This is a genomic window from Rubellimicrobium aerolatum, from assembly GCF_017872975.1.
GTDB lineage: Bacteria > Pseudomonadota > Alphaproteobacteria > Rhodobacterales > Rhodobacteraceae > Rubellimicrobium > Rubellimicrobium aerolatum.
Genome location: NZ_JAGGJP010000048.1, coordinates 1 through 2,227, shown reverse-complemented (window position 1 = coordinate 2,227; position 2,227 = coordinate 1). Strand labels below are relative to the sequence as shown.

Below are 2,227 nucleotides of genomic sequence, written 5' to 3'. Positions count from 1 at the left end.
GTGTCCAGCGACATCAGGAACTGACCTCCTCGCGTCATAGAGAACTGACCCCCTCAGCGGTTGATGTTGTGGTGTCTTGCGCCGGAGCGGCCTTTTGCAAAAGGCCGCTCCGGCGCTTCTCGCGCAGCCGGTAGCTCTCGCCACGGATGGTGACGACATGGCTGTGGTGGAGCATCCGATCGAGAATGGCAGTGGCGACGACGGGGTCGCCGAAGACGGCGCCCCACTCCCCGATGGTCCGGTTCGAGGTGACGAGCAGAGCGCCGCGCTCGTAGCGTCGGCTGACGAGCTGGAAGAACAGGTGCGCGGCGTCGGGCTCGAAGGGCAGATAGCCGAGTTCATCGACGATCAGCAGCTTCGGCTTGGCGAAGTGGGCGAGCCTCTCCTCCAGCCGCCCCTCGGCCTGCGCCTTGGCCAGGGTGGCCACCAGCGTCATCGCCGGCACGAACAGCACCGTGTAGCCCGCGACGATGACCTCCCGGCCGATGGCCACGGCCAGATGGGTCTTGCCCACGCCGGGAGGGCCGAGCAGCAGAACCGCCTCCCCGTTGGCGATGAACCGTCCGGTCGACAGCTCCCGGATCTGCGCCTTGTCGACCGAGGGCTGGGCGGCGAAGTCGAAGCCGGAGAGGTCCCGCACGAAGGGGAAGCGTGCGAGGCCGAAGCTCATCTCGATCCGTCGCTGGTCCTTGCGGGCGATCTCGCGCTCGCAGAACAGCGTCAGCGCCTCGCGGATCGTCAGGTCACCCCGCCCGGCCTCGTCGATCAGGTTGTCGGGCTGGTCGCGGATCGCGGTCAGCTTCAGCCGCGTCAGCATCCGCTCCAGGTGGTCGGGTCCCTCGGCGATCATCACCAGGGCCCTCCCGCTATGGCCTCGTATTCGCTCAGCGGTCGCAGCAGCTGCGGCGCGGGCGCCGGGAAGGCATGCGCCTCGGGCCCAGGGCCGAGGCCGAGGCGGGGGCCGCCGGTGAGGCCGGCGAAGTGCGCCAGGTCTACGACCCGGCCGTGGCGCCCCAAGCGGATGGCGTGGCAGGCGACCTCCTGGCCGGCATGGCTGATGTGCAGGTCCGCTCCGGCCACCAGGACGCTGACCCGCTCGCCGATCAGCCGCCACGGCACCGAGTAGGCGTTGCCGTCGACCTCGACCGCGCAGTCGGAGGAGACCCGCCGGATCAGCTCGCGGCTCGTCTGGAACGGTGGCACGCCGTCGATCGGCTTCAGTCGGCCGCCTTCGTCCCGGTCGAAGCGCAGCCGGGGCGGTTCGCCCGTCGTGCCATGGATGCGGACGTCCGCCACCTCCCGCACCCAGCGGTCGAGATGCGCCTCAAGCGCGCCGAAGCTCTCGAAGCGGCGGCCGGCGATGGCATTGCGCTTCACATAGCCGACGCCCCGCTCATCCTTGCCCTTGGTGCGGGCGCGATAGGGAGCGCAGGCGCGGACCTGGAAGCCCCAATGCCGGGCGAAGGCGTGCAGCCGGGGGTGGAGCACGACCTCCCGAGCTGCCGGATCATGATGCACGATCAGCGCCCGAGCATTGTCGAGCAGCACCTCTTCGGGCACGCCGCCGAAGCGGCGGAACGCTCCCTCCAGGCCCTCGAACCAATGCTCCTGCCTCTCGCCGGTGAAGGCCCGGACATGCAAACGACGGGAGTAGCCGAGTGTGGCGACGAAGAAGAACACCTTCACCGCCGCACCCCCGATCTCGACCCGCCGCTCGCCGAAGTCGATCTGCAACTGCTGACCCGGGCGCGTCTCGAACCGCACCGTCGCCCGGGCCTCCGCCCGGAACTCCTGGCGCAACGGCGCGACCGCCCGCTCCACGGTCCGCAGACTGACCGAGATGCCCTTCTCGGCAATCAACTCCTGGCGCACGACGTCGGCATTCCCCGCGTGGCGGCGGAACCGCTCCGCCAGCCAGCCCTCCAGGCCGTCCAGCGCCTTCGGTCGCGCCCCCAGTTCAGGCGCCCTCCAGCCCCCCTCAGCCAACCAGCGCCTCACCGTGTTGCGCGAGCAGCCAAGCTCAGCCGAGATCCGCTTCGCGCCCCATCCCCGTGCCTTCAGTGCCAGCATCGCCGACACCTCGTCAGGCGTCCAAATCTCGACCCTCCGCGAAACCTGCGTTCGCGGATGACCCTGCGATCCCGTCCCGTCCATGTGACCTCCTTCTGACGAAAGGGGGCCAGTTCCTCATGTCGTCAGGGGGTCAGTTTTCCATGTCGCCTGACAC

At 69.4% G+C, this 2,227-nt stretch carries 2 protein-coding genes; both read right to left on the bottom strand.

What is annotated here, in order from left to right; all coding sequences use genetic code 11:
• Positions 1–34: 34 nt before the first annotated feature.
• The gene (gene istB / locus J2Z33_RS18015; protein ID WP_209843632.1) at positions 35–850 is read right to left on the bottom strand and encodes an IS21-like element helper ATPase IstB; all 816 of its coding nucleotides are present in this window, start codon (positions 848–850) and stop codon (positions 35–37) included.
• Entirely contained in the window at positions 850–2,070 is a 1,221-nt protein-coding gene (gene istA, locus J2Z33_RS18010) for an IS21 family transposase (RefSeq protein WP_209843630.1), read from the bottom strand. The genes istB and istA overlap by 1 nt, the downstream gene beginning before the upstream one ends.
• Positions 2,071–2,227: the final 157 nt, after the last annotated feature.